Here is a 1,391-nt window from a genome sequence, read left to right as displayed (position 1 = left end):
ACTACGACCGGTCCACGAAGGACAACCGAGTCCAGGCGACCGACCGCGAATCCGGCCAGCCGCTCTGGCAGGTGGAAGTCCTCGACGGCGACCCGGCAGCAAGCAAGCGAACACGCACGGTCACCGTCAAGTTCGTCGGACCAACCCAGCCGGTGTGCCCGCCGAACAACAGCGGAATGCCGTTCACCCCGGTGGTTTTCGAGGAGTTGTCCGTTCTGCCGTATGTCGACCGATCGAGCGAATCCGGTCGCATCGCGTGGTCGTTCCGCGCCTCCGCGATGACAGCCGACACGGAGAAGGCGACCGCGTCGGCGGGGAAGCCGTCAGCATGAACCCCTTTGCGCCTTATCCAGGAGTACCCGCCGACCCGTATTCCGGGCGCGGTGTCGACTTGATCGACTTGATCAATCGCCTCACACACTTGGTCATCGCCGGTGTGGTGTGGTCCATCGTCATCGTCTGCCTTGCCGCCTTGGCCGCCGTCGCCTGGCGACTGAGTTCACCGGACACCTACGAGCAGTGCTGCGCCGCTCCTGCGCGACGGATGCGGTGGCGCCTCTGGGCGCTGTTCGGTTGGTCTAGGGTGGCCAAGGCCTGCGGGTTGTCAGCCTCGGAGCAGGTCACCCGCAAAACCGCGGATGGCAAGACGACAACCGCCACGAAGTGGACCCACCCGCGTGTGCTGAGTGTCGGCACTTCCGGCCACTGCCTTCGCATCACGGTGCGCACCCGGACCGGTCAGACGGTCGATGACCTCGAAAGAGCGGTCCCGGCAATCCGCGACGCTCTACGCGCTCACTCGGCGCGCACAACGGTGGTCTCGCCTGCGACGGTGCGCATGGAATTCGTTATGCGCCCCCATCTTTCAACGGCAGAAACCGCTGTCCCGACAAGTCGGATAGCCACGACCGGCGTGGAACTGGGGCGCCGTGAGAACGGATCGCTCTGGACCCTACGGATCGCAGAACGCCAGACGCTGACCGTCGGCTGCTCCGGGTCAGGCAAGGGTTCGATCTTCTGGGGCATCGCCGGCGGATTCGGCCCGGCGGTAAAGGCAGGCGTAGTGCGGCTGCCGGCCATCGACCTGAAGTACGGGATCGAGGTCGCGATCGGCTCAACGCTTTTCACCACTGTCGCGACGACTGAGGCCGCGGCCGCGCAGCTGCTCCACAAGCTGGAAGAAGTCATGGACAGGCGTGGCAATCAGATGGCCGGCACGGCGCGCGCTCATAAGCCGACGGCTGACAATCCGCTCCTGGTCCTGCTGATCGACGAGCTGGCCGGCCTGACGGCGTACATGACCGATGCGAACCTCAAGAAACAGGTAGCAGGCTCACTGTCTCGGATTCTGACCAAGGGCCGGGGACTCGGCATCGTGGTGGTCGCCTTCA

The 1,391-nt window shown here is 65.1% G+C and carries 2 protein-coding genes; both read left to right on the top strand.

Going from position 1 to position 1,391, the window contains the following annotated elements; genetic code table 11:
* Positions 1–332: plasmid replication, integration and excision activator (locus AC2VON_RS12040; RefSeq protein ID WP_486953174.1), on the top strand; the 332-nt coding region annotated here is incomplete at its 5' end.
* On the top strand, positions 329–1,391 hold a 1,063-nt coding region (locus tag AC2VON_RS12035; RefSeq protein ID WP_486953173.1), incomplete at its 3' end, for a cell division protein FtsK. The genes AC2VON_RS12040 and AC2VON_RS12035, both read left to right, overlap by 4 nt.

The organism is Mycobacterium sp. TH-M82 (assembly GCF_057473605.1).
This window is presented reverse-complemented; position numbering and strand designations above follow the sequence as displayed.